Annotated in this window: 13 protein-coding genes; 3 read left to right on the top strand and 10 right to left on the bottom strand. The window is 45.2% G+C overall.

The genetic code is table 11. The features are described from left to right. Positions 1–172 precede the first annotated feature (172 nt). Positions 173–1,045: a sulfotransferase domain-containing protein gene (locus RIM23_RS11740; protein WP_446367244.1), complete on the top strand. Its 873-nt coding sequence runs from the start codon at positions 173–175 to the stop codon at positions 1,043–1,045. 144 nt (positions 1,046–1,189) lie between these two features. Continuing rightward, on the top strand, positions 1,190–2,029 hold the full coding sequence (locus RIM23_RS11735; protein WP_446367242.1) for a sulfotransferase domain-containing protein: 840 nt from the start codon (positions 1,190–1,192) through the stop codon (positions 2,027–2,029). Here the strand turns inward: RIM23_RS11735 and RIM23_RS11730 are convergent. The 3 genes from RIM23_RS11730 to RIM23_RS11720 form a co-directional block, all read right to left on the bottom strand. Continuing rightward, positions 2,026–2,835 carry a hypothetical protein gene (locus RIM23_RS11730; RefSeq protein ID WP_446367240.1) on the bottom strand — a complete coding sequence of 270 codons (810 nt, stop codon included), beginning with the start codon at positions 2,833–2,835 and terminating at the stop codon, positions 2,026–2,028. The two genes, RIM23_RS11735 and RIM23_RS11730, sit on opposite strands and share 4 nt — an antisense overlap. A 117-nt stretch (positions 2,836–2,952) precedes the next feature. Beyond that, complete coding sequence (locus RIM23_RS11725; RefSeq protein WP_446367238.1) at positions 2,953–3,573, bottom strand: TenA family protein; 621 nt, start codon at positions 3,571–3,573, stop codon at positions 2,953–2,955. Positions 3,574–3,582: 9 nt separating this feature from the next. Continuing rightward, positions 3,583–3,723, bottom strand: coding sequence for a hypothetical protein (locus tag RIM23_RS11720; protein ID WP_446367236.1), 141 nt, complete (start codon positions 3,721–3,723; stop codon positions 3,583–3,585). A 185-nt stretch (positions 3,724–3,908) separates the two neighbouring features. Between RIM23_RS11720 and RIM23_RS11715 the strand changes: the two genes are divergently transcribed. Then, positions 3,909–4,481: a pentapeptide repeat-containing protein gene (locus tag RIM23_RS11715; protein WP_446367234.1), complete on the top strand. Its 573-nt coding sequence runs from the start codon at positions 3,909–3,911 to the stop codon at positions 4,479–4,481. 158 nt (positions 4,482–4,639) lie between these two features. Here the strand turns inward: RIM23_RS11715 and RIM23_RS11710 are convergent, their stop codons facing one another. The 7 genes from RIM23_RS11710 to RIM23_RS11680 all read right to left on the bottom strand — a co-directional run bounded on the left by RIM23_RS11710 (position 4,640) and on the right by RIM23_RS11680 (position 14,095). Next, a complete protein-coding gene (locus RIM23_RS11710; RefSeq protein WP_446367232.1) occupies positions 4,640–4,843 on the bottom strand; it encodes a hypothetical protein in 204 nt (67 codons plus the stop codon). A 690-nt stretch (positions 4,844–5,533) separates the two neighbouring features. Beyond that, positions 5,534–6,154, bottom strand: coding sequence for a low-complexity tail membrane protein (locus RIM23_RS11705; protein WP_446367230.1), 621 nt, complete (start codon positions 6,152–6,154; stop codon positions 5,534–5,536). Positions 6,155–6,218: 64 nt separating this feature from the next. Further along, positions 6,219–9,206 carry a translation initiation factor IF-2 gene (gene infB, locus RIM23_RS11700; RefSeq protein WP_446367228.1) on the bottom strand — a complete coding sequence of 996 codons (2,988 nt, stop codon included), beginning with the start codon at positions 9,204–9,206 and terminating at the stop codon, positions 6,219–6,221. A 395-nt stretch (positions 9,207–9,601) separates the two neighbouring features. After that, on the bottom strand, positions 9,602–9,880 hold the full coding sequence (locus RIM23_RS11695) for a YlxR family protein (RefSeq protein WP_446367226.1): 279 nt from the start codon (positions 9,878–9,880) through the stop codon (positions 9,602–9,604). A 211-nt stretch (positions 9,881–10,091) separates the two neighbouring features. After that, entirely contained in the window at positions 10,092–11,429 is a 1,338-nt protein-coding gene (nusA, locus tag RIM23_RS11690) for a transcription termination factor NusA (RefSeq protein ID WP_446358581.1), read from the bottom strand. An 87-nt stretch (positions 11,430–11,516) separates the two neighbouring features. Then, positions 11,517–11,978, bottom strand: a complete 462-nt coding sequence (gene rimP / locus RIM23_RS11685; protein ID WP_446367224.1) for a ribosome maturation factor RimP — start codon at positions 11,976–11,978, stop codon at positions 11,517–11,519. Between the two features lie 593 nt (positions 11,979–12,571). Continuing rightward, the gene (locus RIM23_RS11680; RefSeq protein WP_446367222.1) at positions 12,572–14,095 is read right to left on the bottom strand and encodes a hypothetical protein; all 1,524 of its coding nucleotides are present in this window, start codon (positions 14,093–14,095) and stop codon (positions 12,572–12,574) included. Positions 14,096–14,570: the final 475 nt, after the last annotated feature.

The following is a 14,570-nucleotide window of genomic DNA, read 5'->3' as shown; positions in this document are numbered from 1 at the left end:
TGGCGAGGCTAACTTTACCCCAGAAATGGGTGAAAACCGGAGGGGCAACCATACCCCTCCACCCCGAAAGGGGTATGCTTCTTAAACCGCTACCGCGTGTTCCTCCCTGGTCTAAAGCTTGCCCGATAAGCGAAGCGAAGGGACACAGGGTTTCCCACAACGAAGGATTGTTATGAAAAAACAACCAACTTTCATAGTAATTGGGGCACATAAAGCGGCAACTACTTCTATGCATAATTATCTGAAACAACATCCTGAAGTGTATCTGATTCCCAACAAAGGTAAAGATCGATTAAGTAGTAAGCCTTATATCAGCTCTCTAGAAGAGGCGAAAGACTATCTGAACCAATTTGAAGGGGCTACTACTGAAAAAGCATTGGGTGAAGTTTCGAGTGTATATCTCCATGGTGACGGAGTTGCTGCAAGAATTCAACGTTTATTTCCTGATATAAAGATTATTGCTGTTTTACGAAATCCTGCTGAAAGAGCTTACTCCCATATTTTATCCGCTAGGGGAGAGTATTTCACACCCCAAGAAATCAATAATTTTGATTCCGTCGTTTTATCAAGATTTTTTGAAAAAGAAAAATTCCAGAAACCGGGATTATACTATAGCAACTTTAAAAAATATTTTGACTTGTTTAATAGAGAACAAATAAAAATCTTTCTCTATGACGATATAGTTCATCGAAAAACAGAGTTTTTCCGTGAGCTTTTAAATTTTATTGGTGTGGATTCAATTTTTGAGTTTGATTTTCAACAACGTTACCATAAAGGTAAACTGCGAATTGATAATACATCGAGAAAAACTTTAATAAGCATTGTTGATTCTCAAAATAATCTAAAAAATATTTTTAAAATTATTTTGAAGCCTATTGTCCCCCAAATAAAAAGCTTTTTAGAGAAAAAACAAGAACAACCTTTGCCACCTTTATCAGATCATGTCAGGACAGAAATTATTAATTTCTACCGTGATGACATTATTCAATTACAGGAACTTACTGGGTTAAATTGTTCTCATTGGTTAGAAGGTAAGCCAACTTGAAGCAGTTTGTATTGATTTTAGACCAAAACCTGAATTAGACTACTGTTTTTTCCTTTATTTTCCTTGAACAAATGATCAGTAACCTTTGCCAATATGCACTACTTACTTAAGGATAAGCGGTAGTCTATTAATAACTATCCAACTATGTTTAAAGATTCAAAATTATTTATGGGAACTAAAGAACGGATTAAAGAAATAGCTATTTACTTGCGTTTTGATAAGATAATTAACCGCTGGAGTAATGATATAAAAGTTTACATTATTTCTTATCCCAAGAGCGGTAGGACATGGCTAAGAATACTTTTTGGAAAAGCTTTATCTGAACAGTTTCATCTCGATGAAACATTATTATTAGAAACTCATCCATTAACTCGTTCAGCTAAAATAAATCCTACGCTCTTTACTCATGATGGCGCTGGATTTGGCGATAAAAATAGCTGGAATGAGTTAGCTACAGATAAATCTTTTTACCGTAACAAAAAGGTTGTCTTTTTAGTCCGTGATCCCAAAGATGTAATTGTATCAAGTTATTTTCATGTTACGAAACGACAACGCCGATTTGACGGTTCAATTTCCGAATTTATCCGAAGTGATATATATGGAATAAAAAAGATCGTCACGTTTTATAAGATATGGCTTGATAATCAGACAGTGCCGAAAGATTTTCTCTTGCTTAAATATGAAAACATGCATAAAGATACTTCAGAAGTTTTGCGTTCTTTACTGAGTTTTACTGGAGTTCAAAATGTTCCAGGAAATACAATAGAAACAGCCGTTAACTTTTCAGATTTTGAGAATATGCGGAAATTGGAAAGTTCACAAAAGTTTTCCAAAACAAGTATGCAACCCGGAGATACTAACGATGAAGAATCTTACAAAGTGCGAAAAGGAAAAGTAGGTAGTTATTTAGAGTATCTATCGCAAGACGATATGAATTTTATTAACCAAGTTATTGAGGAAGCCGGACATCCTTTTGGTTATTAAGAAATAGTCATTCCTTCTGGGCGCAGACACTCGGTTTCAGGTAAATGTCCAAAAATCTGCTCAGATAACAACCAAACTTCTTCATCCTCAAATAAAGAGCGATAGTTTGCATTATCAATCATCTTTTTCCATCGTTCTAGAACTTTCATTTCCGAACCTTTCCCGGAATAATTAAAGCTGTCAAAGGAACTTCCAGCACCAGCAGTATCACGTCCGACAACACGGTTAATACTACGATCGCTGTAGTGTAATTCTAAAGCCGATGCAATCTGTTGTCGATAATCTTGATCGAGAAACCAGCGATTATAATTAATTACAATTTTAGGTTCTTTCAGGTAGGATGTGGTTGCCAAAAATTCTTGAGCATGCTCTTTCCAAATTCCCACAAATTTTTCAGGTTCGTGAGCGCCATATTTGTAACGAGGATGTCCCATGATAAATCCATGACTAGATGGATTAAATCCTTGATTGAGTTGTTGCTGAAGGCGACTGGCAAAAAGGTTAAATGGATCTCTCAAAAGGAGTACATTAAACCGTTTGCCTGTCTTGCCAAAATATAAGTCATGATACCGTTCTAATGGATCAGTATACATTTCAGCAATAGAGCGATTTTCATGACTGCGAATCAGGAAAGATTTTTTGCGAAACCCTAGCTTCATCGGACATTTAGCGACATTATTCCAATAGTCAACTTTATCCGGATACATAGATGAAATCCAGTCAATCACGGCATGATTACCACTTCTTGCCATTCCGTGAAAGCAAATTTCAATATCATTTACAATCAAAAAGAAGGGAAGAATCATAATTAGCTCTTATCAGTTTAAACTCTATATTAGATTGGTTTATAGAGGCAATATATTACGTCTTTATCAAGGTGAAAAATGTTGAGTTCTAAAGCGGTTTTATCCTTGTCTACCTCCTCAACTTTCCCACGATGCCTGAAAAAAGTCTCGTTCACACAGCATAGCATAGCGATAGTTTGATTTCACAGAGGCTGAGAGTTGGGCGTATTGATCCGTCAACCGCTCTAATTGCTGCACTAACTGCTCAAACAATGGATTATTATACGTGCGAATCCAGTCCGTATAGGTGTGTTCTGGAATACCATCTTTAGCTAATTCTTGACCCAAAAACCCATACAAGCGCATACAGGGTGTCATTGCTACTGTAATTAAACCAATCTCACTTCCCCAAGCTGTTGCCAACAAGAAGTCAGTATAACGCCGCGTCGCTATGGCGGGTTCAATCTGGTGTAAGTTGAGTCCCCAGGCTGTGGCATAATTCTGATGCAGGCGTAATTCTTCGAGAACGCCACCAGCAAGATTATGAAACGTGTTAAATCTATCCCAGTCAGAACATTTAGCAGCAGCGACGCTATAAGCGCGAGCAAACGCTTCTAAGAAAAAAACATCTTGACCAACATAGTACGCAAATTTCCGGCGATCAAGTGTTCCTGTGGCGATACCTTGGACAAAGGGGTGTGTTAGACACTCCTTTGCCAAGTCTTGATTGGATTGCCATAAATCGCTGCTAAGTGTCATAGCGCTTGTCTATTGCCATGGACTCAAATTTTGTTCGGGAAGAGTTGGCAGTTGTAAGACTGAAGGGATCGGTCTTTTGTCAAATCCACCGTCTACCGATAGATACACACAGAATGTAACCGCGATCGCTAGCAGTAGTCTTTCCAGCATAACCCACTCCTCTCATTGTTGCTCTTGTGACCTGTCAACTGCCAGTATCTTCTCACTATCTGTGATTTCAATTAAGGGGCTGGTGATGCAAACGGTTAATTTTTTGTGATGATAGTCTAAGCTTTAGGTGATAGGAGTCATCGATTCTAGAGCGTCGGGTTTAGCAAGAAGTCAAACGTTATGCCATGACATTTAAAGTCTTTCCCCCTCTCATCCTGTTTACCTCTCTCTGGCTAAACCCCTCAGCGCAAGGGTTCAATCCAGCACACCTAGAACAATTGCGACAAACAGGTAGCTGTGTCGAGTGTGATTTGAGTGGGGTACAGTTACCGGATGCTCTGTTAAGCAATACGAATTTGAGGGGTGCTAATCTGGCTGGTGCTAATCTTATCCGTGCCGATTTAAGACGTGCCAATCTGGAGTATGCCAACCTGAGTGGTGCGAGTCTGATTTCTGCGAATCTTACGGATGCGACGTTAATCGGAGCTAATCTGATTGTGGCAGTATTAATCGGTGCGAATCTAACTCGTGCGAATTTGGCTGGCGCTGGATTAAATTTGGCTAAATTAGCGAGTACTAGCCTAGTTGGTGCAAACTTAAGTCTTGCTAAACTAAGGGCGGCGGATTTAAGTAATGCGAATTTGACGGCTGCTGATTTGAGAGGGGCTGACTTGAGAGGGGCTGACTTGGATAATACTATTCTGAATAACGCTAAGCTTAGCTACGCCATTATGCCTGATGGCACTTTATTACCTTAATTTATTGATTTTTCCCTATTCCCTATTCTCTATTCCCTGTTGCCTATTCATAATTCAACTGTCTAACTATTTATTAAATTTAAAGGAGAAGCCTACCGTCTAATCTTTGATTGACTGTAGGAGTACGCCACTCAATGGGACTATGCTTTCTCGGATTTTTAATAAGCCAGAGTTTCTAAGGTATCCCGCAAATATCGACGCACCCGATGCTCCAAGCTTCGATCCTGAAGATGGTGTGCGGCAGGATGCTCCATCTGCCAGCGTTTAAATCCCGAACTGGCTGCGATCGCTTCTTTGAGATTGTCCCAAACTTGACTATCTGGGGAAATGTGATTGGATTCGGATACAGTTGTGCTTTTCATAAACCTTTATCGTGAGCTAAACAGAATGAGTTCGTAGCAATTCTTAACTGTTATTTGTATTTTTTAACCTTATTCTTCAGAATAACGGAGCTGCGTTGTTTAAATTGTTACATTTGCAACAACTGATTGCCAACCTACTGGCGTGACCATCCTAAAAATGTAGGTTGGGAAAACGCAAGGAAACCCAACGAAAGCCTTACTAAATGTTGGGTTTCGTGCCTCAACCCAACCTACGGTAATGAACTATTTTAGTTAGGTCACGCCACTACCCAAATTTTTGGGCAAGTCATGATTTTAAACTGAAGTTCCCCCCATACAGATGTACTGCACCCAGGCTAAAGCCTTATACCGTAATGGTTTGAACGCTCAAACCCTCAAAAATCGTACCCATGTAGCACTTGCAAAAATACCGCGAACGCGGTATTTTTGCAATATGAAAAGAGATCGGTTGAAACCCACGCTACATCAAGGTTTCAGCGATTGTACATAAGTAGGGCGGCGGCTCGACTGAGCGTTCGCCGAACGTCTAAAAAATCGCGCAAAGCCGCACGGTGAGGCAGTTTTGATTTTTTGGTTGGGGGAACTTCAGTTTAAACAAGGAAGAAGCAGGTGCTGACACAGGGGGCTGAGTAAAGGATGACATGATCCCTTGAGGTTTGGCTTTTGACGTCTAATGTAGCCGAACTCAGCTCAATCCACTTTTTCAGCAGAGGAAGACTCTGGGGCGATCGCAGGTAAAATTTGTTTGACCCGAAACCCTGGTACGGTAAACTTTTCTGGTATTTTTTCCACGGGATAAGGTTGAGTCGCTGCCCACTCTGCCTCACTCGTGAGCAGAACTTGCACCACAGAAAGAGGCACTTGCAAAAATAAGTGACTTGCCAGAAACCCAACTCCTGCCAAAACCAATCCAGCGATGCGCCATTGAACTGTCCAGGGAACGACACCTGCGGCTAGAGGAGCGATGCTATAAATTTGCCACAGTACCCATACCATAAAACCTGCTGCCACAATCGTCAGCAGCGGGTTGGTTTTCCGGTCAAATAAGCTCAGCAGTCGCCCCTGGGATTCCGTTAGGCGATCGGGTTTGAGAGCAACGATGAGCAGACTAAAAATATCAAAGGGGCGGGTCAACTGCATCCACAAAACTGGTGCGATACCGATAACTGCCACAATCAGGAGTTCTAGCCAGACAGGCAACAGGGGTTCACCCGTTGCCAGTCCTAGGGCGACAACCTCTAACGTTAGGGGCAGTGCCGCTAAACCCGCCAAATGTATCCACAAGAACGGTTCAGACCAAAAAGAGCGCATTGGGTTGTCCTTTGTATGTTGTGATTAGCCCTTAGTCATTAACCAAGGACTAATCACATATCACCTAAGTCGCTGATAGAGTCCGGCGCTTGCTCACCATCTTATAGGTTTCGATGATGTCACCTTCAGTCCAATCATTGAATCTATCGACACGAATACCGCATTCAAATCCGGCATTGACCTCTTTGACATCATCCTTCATCCGCTTCAGCGAATCAAGCACCCCTTCGTAGATCATTTGACCCCGGCGTTGCACTCGGATATTGCAGTTGCGAACCGCTTTGCCCGACTGTACGTAGCAACCTGCCACCGCACCGCGACCGACAGGGAAAACAGCCCGGACTTCCACTTGACCCAAGGGTTCTTCTACCAATTCTGGCTCCAGTAACCCTTCCATTGCCGCTTGAATGTCATCCAAGAGGTTATAGATAATGTTGTATTCGCGCACATCAACACTCTCTCTTTCAGCAGCGGATCGAGCGCCGTGAGCCAAAGTGGTATTAAAGCCAATGATTACTGCACCACTAGCCGCCGCTAAGTCAACATCGGTTTCGGTGACTTCTCCAGCCGTCGCTAGCAGCACTCGGATTTGAACTTCATTTTGGGGTAACTGTTTGAGTGAACCCAGAATAGCTTCGACAGAGCCTTGCACATCTGCCTTCAGGATCAAATTGAGTTCTTTGAGTTCCCCTTCTTGAGCTTTGGCAGAAAGGCTATTCAGGCTGACCCGACGGGAGGACATCACCTGTTGCAGACGAGACTCGCGTTGTTCTTGGCTTCTGGTGTCCGCAACGGCGCGAGCTTCTTTTTCTTGTTCAAAGACGTCAAACTCATCACCAGCAGCCGGGACATCGCTTAAACCCAATACCTCTACGGCAAAGGAGGGAGCCGCCTCGTCTACTCGTTTACCTCGGTCATCGGTCATGGCTCGTACTTTACCGAAGACCGATCCCGCAACCAAGGTATCACCCACCCGCAGCGTGCCATTTTGCACTAACAATGTGGCAACTGGACCTCTGGATTTATCCAGGTTGGCTTCAATGACCGTACCTTTGGCTAATCGGGCGGGGTTAGCCGAGAGTTCTTCAATGTCAGAAACGAGCAGGATCATTTCCAGGAGCGTATCCAAGTTTTCTTTTTGGATAGCACTTACGGGCACCATGATCGTTTCACCGCCCCATTCTTCTGGCACTAATCCATGTTCCATTAACTCCTGCTTCACCCGGTCAGGTTGTGCCCCTTCCTTGTCGATTTTGTTAACAGCAACCACAATCGGCACCTCAGCGGCTTTGGCATGGCTGATCGCTTCTCGGGTTTGCGGTTGCACCCCATCATCGGCGGCGACGACCAAAATGGCAATATCGGTCACTCGCGCTCCCCTTGCCCGCATCGCCGTAAAGGCTTCGTGACCTGGAGTATCGAGGAATACCACCTGTTGGACTTGACCTTCATGCTCCACATCGACATGGTAAGCACCAATATGCTGGGTAATTCCGCCCGCTTCGCCTTGTGCCACTTTGGTTTCACGAATGGCATCGAGCAGCGTGGTTTTACCGTGATCGACGTGACCCATGATTGTGACCACGGGTGGACGCCGCACCAGGTATTCCAAGTCAGCCGCATCCAGCATTTCGGTTTTAGCGGCTTCTGATTCTGCTTCTTCTGTGTGAACATTAACGCCAAGTTCTTCGGCGACCATTTGAGCAGTGTGCAGATCCAGAGTTTGGGTGATATTCACCGCCAATCCCTTAAAGAATAGCTGTTTAATAATTTCAGTTTCGGCAATCTCCAGCTTAGTCGCCAGTTCTCGAACGGTTAGCGAATCGTTTAACACAATTTGCTCAGGGCGTTCAGAGACTTCTTGCTTTTCACGCCTGCGATCGCGACTCTCTGGTTTACTGGTTTTAACTTCTGGCTTTTTCCTAACCTGACTGGCTGCCGTTGGTGGCGGAGTCTGTCCCGTTTGAGATTTAGGTTTAGGAGGACGAGCCACCGACATACTGATAGCTGCCGGGGTGTCAGTTTCTTGGTCGTCACTATCGAACTCTTCCTCATCCTCTTCGATCAGTTGAGGTCGCCGCTTGAGCTTAGCCGCTTTTGCTGGTTTAGCTCCTTCCCGCTCTTCTTCTTCATCAATCCATTCACGTTTTTTCGACTGACGTGGCGGCGTGGGTCGCTTGACTTTGGAAGCGTTGAGTTCTGGGGCTTCCAGAAGGGTTTCTGTCTCCTCATCGACCGCCCCTGGCTTCTGTTCCCGCGAACCCGAATCGATAGCCGCCACTTCAATGCTGTCATCCTGACGAGTCGGTCGGGAGCGTCTGGGGGGGGCTTGTAGTTTAGGAACGGGCTGAGCTGGAGCTTGAGGACGCGCTGGGGCGGGAGCTTGAGGAGGAGTTGGCGCTTCAGGAGAACTCGCCAATTCAGTCAGCTGAGGCTCCTTAGCCGACTCTGATGGGGTCTCATCTGATCGATCGCGCTTTAATTTCGGTCGTTCGACCTGGGTGGACTGATTTGGTTTCGGTGACGCTGGTCGAACGGGGGGTTGGATAAGTTGGGGTTTAGCTTCCACTTCAGCTACGGTAACGTTCTCCTGTGACCCTTGAGATGGAGTTGGTGTTTCTGACTCAGGATTGTCCTCGTGCAAATTCACTTGTGTCGGTCGATTGAGCTGGGCGGGTGGACGTGGTGGATTCACAGTTGGCTTAACGGGGGGTTGAGCAGACTTTGACCCAGGTGCGGATCCCTGGGAAGAGCTAAAACTGGAACGAGGCTTAGGCTTAACACTCAGAATTTGCTGTTTGCGCTGATTGTTAGAATGCCCATCTGTATGGTTAGCAGATGCTGAGGTTACTTGGTCACGACCTTTGAGGCTGGTGATCCCCTCGGCATATTTTTCCGCCGCCGCTTTGATTCGCTCAGCTTCAGATTCTGTAATCGTGCTACTGTGACTCTTGACTGCAATATGCAGTCCTTCGCAAATATTCAAAATATCCTTGTTGTCCAAATTCAATTCCCGTGATAATTCGTAAATTCTGACTTTGCCGTTGTTCATCCACTATTCCCCCGTCGTACATATTGTTACACCATAACTAAATGATTGAAAGCGTGCGTGGTCATTGGTTTTCCTGCCGGATTGGCTTAAATCAATAAGGTGTCGTTTAAGAGTCTACTCGATAACTCACCAATAACTCATGTTACACAGGCGATCATTGAGTGTGAGCCAAGATCTCTCTACACTCTTATCAGATCCTGGATGGTTAACTTACAAAAATCTTAACAAAACTAGATTCATTTTCTCGACCCTGAGTGTTGTCCTCAGGTAGGAGTTGCTAGCTTGATCAGGGTCAGACTCACCTCCGAACACCATTGGTAATGGTACTCCTCTACTATCCTAGCGATTGCTTAGGTTCATTGAGAGCATCGCTGGGGTTTTTTGCATGGATTGGATCAATCCTTGCTGCGTTGGATGCTCCAGGGACTAGGTTCCAAACGTTGCCATAGTATTTGATAAATTTCCTCGGGAACCGAGGTCCTCAGCGATCGCCCCAATCGATTTTTCTTCTGAGCGGCTGACAGGCAACTCGATTGAGGGCAGATGTAAGCCGAACGTCCCATTCCCTGATCTAATTTTATCTGTCGCGATGGATGGATTCGCACAACCCTCCAAAATTCTTGTTTTGGAGCCACGCAGCGACAACTCAGACAACGTCGGTAATTGGGTTCCATAGGATGGGGACAACGATTTTCCTGTAGGCTCAAAGAGCTTGATCTTCACGGCAGAGCCTATTTCGGTGAACTAGGGCGGTGAGGAGGGTGTCTTGAGCAACGGTATATACCAGCTTCCATGACAATCTCTCCCCGTTCCCTATTGATCAAGTCAGGTGCAAAGATTCAACTCCCTTAAACAGTCTACTGCCTTGGGTTGATCCCCCTAAGATTAGGACAAAATATCTTCCTCTTCTCCTTTAGCAAATTCTTCCTCAGCTAGGGGTTGAGGATTTGTCACCTTTGACTTTAAATCCGCTGGTGACAGAGTCTGTTCCTCTAGTTGCTCCTCCTCCTCCTCCTCTTCATCGGCTAGTTCCGCTTCCGTCTCAGCTACCATGGCTTGTAACTCCTGCATTTTCAGGTGTTCGGCTTCGTGGTCGTACTTAGCAATATCTTTAATATCAATCTTCCAACCGGTGAGACGAGCAGCTAAGCGAACATTCTGCCCTTCTTTGCCAATGGCTAAACTGAGCTGGTCTTCAGTGACCAAAATGTGAGCTTGACGCCCTTCTGGATGCACCAATAATACTTCCTCCACTCGCGCGGGACTCAGAGCATTAGCAATATAGGTAGCGGGATCAGGGGACCAGCGAATGACATCTATTTTTTCGCCGCGCAATTCATTGACGACCACTTGAATGCGCGATCCCCTAGCGCCGATACAAGCTCCAACGGGATCAACATCCCGCTCTAGGGTGTCCACAGCAATTTTAGTCCGAGGTCCGACATGACGTGAGGGCGGATTGGCTTCTCGTGCCACCGCCACAATCCGCACAACTTCATCTTCGATTTCTGGGACTTCATTGGCAAATAGATAGACAACTAAACCAGCCGAAGCTCGAGAAACCACAAGCTGAGGTCCACGGTGAGGACCTTCACGCACTTTTTTGAGAAAAACCTTAAAGGTACTGCCAATGCGATAGGTATCGTTGGGTAATTGTTCACGCTTGGGCAGTTCGGCTTCCACTTCCGGCTGACCAAAGCCGCTGCTAATCGCCATGATCACCGATTGCCGCTCAAATCGTAGCACTCTGGCTTGGAGAACCGTTCCTTCTAACTCTTCAAACTCTTCTTGGATCAACTTGCGCTGTTGATCTCGTAGTTTTTGGGAGAGTACCTGCTTAGTTTGAATCGCTGCCATTCGACCAAAATCACGTTGATCTGGCGTAACATCCAGGACTACCGAGTCACCTAATTGTGCCTCTGATGCCACTTCTTGAACTTCTTTGAGGGAAATATGATGATCGGTGTTGCCAACTTCCTCAACAATGGTTTTGGTACAAAGAATGCGGAATCCTTCTTCTTCGATATCTAAATCGACTTCAAAGTTGTTAAAGTATTCATCATCAAAATGAGGTCGCTCCATGCGTTGCGCTCGACGATAGCGCTCGTAGCCTTTGATCAGTGCTTCTCTCAGTGCCTGTTGGACTGCCGATTTGGGTAAATTATGGCTTTGAGAGATCTCTTCGATCATCTTTTTTAATCCAGGCAGATTAACGATAGACATAGGCAAATCTCCATAAACTGTTTGTTGTGGGTCGTTAATAACCCATGACCAATGCTCAATGAGTAATTCCTAATGGTATAAAGGGGTTTAACCCTGCTCATCGAACTGCACTTTAGTCACTTGATCGCGAGGAATGGCGATCGCCCGTCCTTTTCGGTTGAGATATACGCTGGTATCATCCCGGCGAATTAATTGCCCTCGCCATTCTTTATGTCCTTGATAAGGTTCAGCGGTGTTGACCACTACGGAAAATCCTTTAAAGGCGATGAAATCTCGGTCCGTCGTTAGCTCTTGCGAGATCCCAGGACTAGAAATTTCCAAAACATAGGCATCTGGAATAAGATTCACGGTATCTAGTTCGGCTTCTATTGCCCGACTCATGCGTTCGCAGTCATCTACGCCCGTGTCGCCGTCGCGGCGGCGGATATCTATCCGAAGTACAGGTGGGCGTCTATTCGTGTGAAAAACCGCCCCAACGAACTCCAATCCCAATTTTTCGGCTACTGGGGTTGCCAAATCGATTAGTTGTGGAATCAGGGGATAAGTCATAGAAAAACTTCAACAAAAAAAGTGGGTTCAACCCACCTCCAGGTAAAATTTCTGCCAAGAAGCCTAGCGACGATTGACACAATCTCTACCCTGCTTGTGTACTTGGGAAAAGTTTTACAGCTCCGTTACATAAGACTTACCCAAAGTTACCCACAAGTGGACATCCCTGACGCTTACTTCCTGCTTCACCCTGGCGGTGACGGCACTCAACCAGTCCACAGGCTAACACCACCTAACTGGCGGCTATTTTTTCACTTACCTAACCGTGGTTTTTGGCTGGATAGGTATACCAATAAAGTATACATACTCTTGGCTGACCCATTCTATCAGAACAAATATATACCCAATTTTGGGTAACAATGGCTAAAAGTGTCCAGCTTTTTGGTTACAGCTACATGCCCCCAGACTCCGACATCAGGATAGAGTGACTTCCGTTGCTATGTTCGAGTTTAGCGCAATCTTAGCCTGTTGTGGGATCGGTTTACCACAGGCAAAGGGTCACGACGGTGGAGTTTTGATTGTTGAGTGTTGAGTTAATCCCCCTATCTCTCTCACCTCCCTCATCTCCCTCATTTGCTCAAAAACTACCGATGTTACTTTTGACGAATTGCCCGGGTTTGGTCAAGAATTTCCTCTAAGTCCTCTTGGGACAAACGCTTGACGTAATTGATTTTGACTTCCTCTAAGAAGGCGTTGAGCAAGTATTGAATTTCCTCTAAAGTTTTCTGGGTCTGAATTTGGGAACCATAAGCTTCGCCAATATGGCTAATCAATCGTTGCAGAATTTGATCCCCAACTGGATCATCTGCGATCGCGGCATCTAATCCACTGTAAACCGCTTGGGTAATTTGTTGCACCAGTCGCTCTATTAGCTGATTGCGGATTGTTTCTACACCCGGTATTCGCTCTAGTCCCTGATACGCTTGTGACTGGTTGATAATTTTATCCAAGTTATGGTGCAGCAACGCTTCCACATCGGGACGGATGGTGGGAAGAACCTGCTCAACAGTCATCTGTACCATTATCTTGGTCAGTGCTGCCACTTCGTCGGTTTCGTTGAGATCGATGTAGGGGCGAACCTCCCGTTGCTGTAGCAAATTCGCGATCTCTCCTTGGCGAATGGAATATTGGAGTTCGTTAATAATCTGAATTACCACGACTTGGGTCATGTCGCTGGCGATTTCAGCGACAAATCCTTGACGCACTTGTTTTTGAATCGCACTCAAATCAATTAACTTTGCCTGATCCAGCCGAATCGTCACCGGGATAATCCGCAGCCAGCGCCACAGGGGAATCAGCAGAAATATATCATACCAACGCCACAACATGGCATCCAGCCAACTGACCCCGGTGCGACGGCGACTGATCAACCAGGTACGTGCCAGAAATTCTGTCAAAAATAGAGCAAAAAACGGGAAATCAAGGAGTCCAAAATAATCGACAAAATCCCCAGTTTCTCCAATGGGACGGTAGTAGTTGGCGGCAATCAGGGGACGAATTTCCTCATTGAAAAATTGGAGTTCGTCATCGGGATCTTTAGCGGCTAAATTTTCTATACTCCAAAACTCTATAAATGCTTCTTTCGCTGAATCCTCTTCAGTGCGAATATGCTCTCGCATCTTGTTCTTTATTTTTTCCAGATCACCCGTTTTATCGGCAAGTTGGAAGGGGTTTGTCTCAATCATTTCTACGCTACGTTGGCGTAGATCTTCCAGAATTTGGGCAACTTCAGGAGATTGTAAACCTCTTTTAATAATCTCATTTTCTAATTCATTAACCTTGTCCAAATACTGCTCTGTGTCTCGGTAAGGTTGAATACCCTTTACTGGGTCATACCACTGTGTAATCGGAGGTAGGGGAACCTCTAAGGACAAACCGGGAAAACTAACCGGACCGATGTCAAAACTAAATAACTGGACTTTCCCATGTAGCCAAAAATCTCGTAGAGGCAGGTAGGTCAAGTCAAACAAGACCAAGAGGTAGTTGAGCGCAGCCAAAAGCGCCATCACTCGTTCAAACCAGAGAGCGCGGCGGACTTTACGTTTGCTTTTGTTTGGAGTCAGTCTTTGGATAGATGACATATTTGTTAGGGCTAGACCAGCACCCAGTTTTGGCATCAGGGATTATGCCAATCTTGCACTGATCACAAGGCATTCAAGTTAAGTGCTTACTAGAAATATCAATCCTATGGGTGATAGGGTTCACTGTCAAACTAGGTTAGCTTGGCGGTTGTAGACGCGGAGCGGCTTCGGTGTAGGGTAACCGCAGCTACACAAACTTGCACCCGCCTGCGCGGGTTCCCGTATCCTTTATGGTTTCATCCTTCTTTCTCGGCTGGATACCTCGTCCATAGCTAGGCTATGGGCGAGGTAGTGGACGTTAACTATGGAAAGACTCGACCTGGATGGGTCATGGGAGCGCTAGGACTGTTGTAGATATCCCATTCCTCAATACCGCTTCTAAAAACCTAGACAAACCTACCCATAAGTAATTCTGCCTTGGTATAAGTCCACGGTGTAACTTTTGGTCGATAACCGTTAACGCTCACCGCTTGGCTGATACCCGGCATTGTTGCTCGATATCAGCCTTAAC

Origin of the sequence: Coleofasciculus sp. G3-WIS-01 (assembly GCF_040223135.1) — a bacterium.
Taxonomy (GTDB): domain Bacteria; phylum Cyanobacteriota; class Cyanobacteriia; order Cyanobacteriales; family Coleofasciculaceae; genus Coleofasciculus.
Note: the sequence above shows the minus strand (reverse complement) of the source record. Positions and strands in the feature narration are given on the sequence as shown.

Bases quoted from the DNA above. Each gene is read 5' to 3' on its own strand.
- RIM23_RS11740 (WP_446367244.1), top strand. From the start codon at position 173: ATGAAAAAACAACCAACTTTCATAGTAATTGGGGCACATAAAGCGGCA.
- RIM23_RS11735 (WP_446367242.1), top strand. From the start codon at position 1,190: ATGTTTAAAGATTCAAAATTATTTATGGGAACTAAAGAACGGATTAAA.
- RIM23_RS11730 (WP_446367240.1), bottom strand. From the start codon at position 2,835: ATGATTCTTCCCTTCTTTTTGATTGTAAATGATATTGAAATTTGCTTT.
- RIM23_RS11725 (WP_446367238.1), bottom strand. From the start codon at position 3,573: ATGACACTTAGCAGCGATTTATGGCAATCCAATCAAGACTTGGCAAAG.
- RIM23_RS11720 (WP_446367236.1), bottom strand. From the start codon at position 3,723: ATGCTGGAAAGACTACTGCTAGCGATCGCGGTTACATTCTGTGTGTAT.
- RIM23_RS11715 (WP_446367234.1), top strand. From the start codon at position 3,909: ATGACATTTAAAGTCTTTCCCCCTCTCATCCTGTTTACCTCTCTCTGG.
- RIM23_RS11710 (WP_446367232.1), bottom strand. From the start codon at position 4,843: ATGAAAAGCACAACTGTATCCGAATCCAATCACATTTCCCCAGATAGT.
- RIM23_RS11705 (WP_446367230.1), bottom strand. From the start codon at position 6,154: ATGCGCTCTTTTTGGTCTGAACCGTTCTTGTGGATACATTTGGCGGGT.
- infB (WP_446367228.1), bottom strand. From the start codon at position 9,206: ATGAACAACGGCAAAGTCAGAATTTACGAATTATCACGGGAATTGAAT.
- RIM23_RS11695 (WP_446367226.1), bottom strand. From the start codon at position 9,880: ATGGAACCCAATTACCGACGTTGTCTGAGTTGTCGCTGCGTGGCTCCA.
- nusA (WP_446358581.1), bottom strand. From the start codon at position 11,429: ATGTCTATCGTTAATCTGCCTGGATTAAAAAAGATGATCGAAGAGATC.
- rimP (WP_446367224.1), bottom strand. From the start codon at position 11,978: ATGACTTATCCCCTGATTCCACAACTAATCGATTTGGCAACCCCAGTA.
- RIM23_RS11680 (WP_446367222.1), bottom strand. From the start codon at position 14,095: ATGCCAAAACTGGGTGCTGGTCTAGCCCTAACAAATATGTCATCTATC.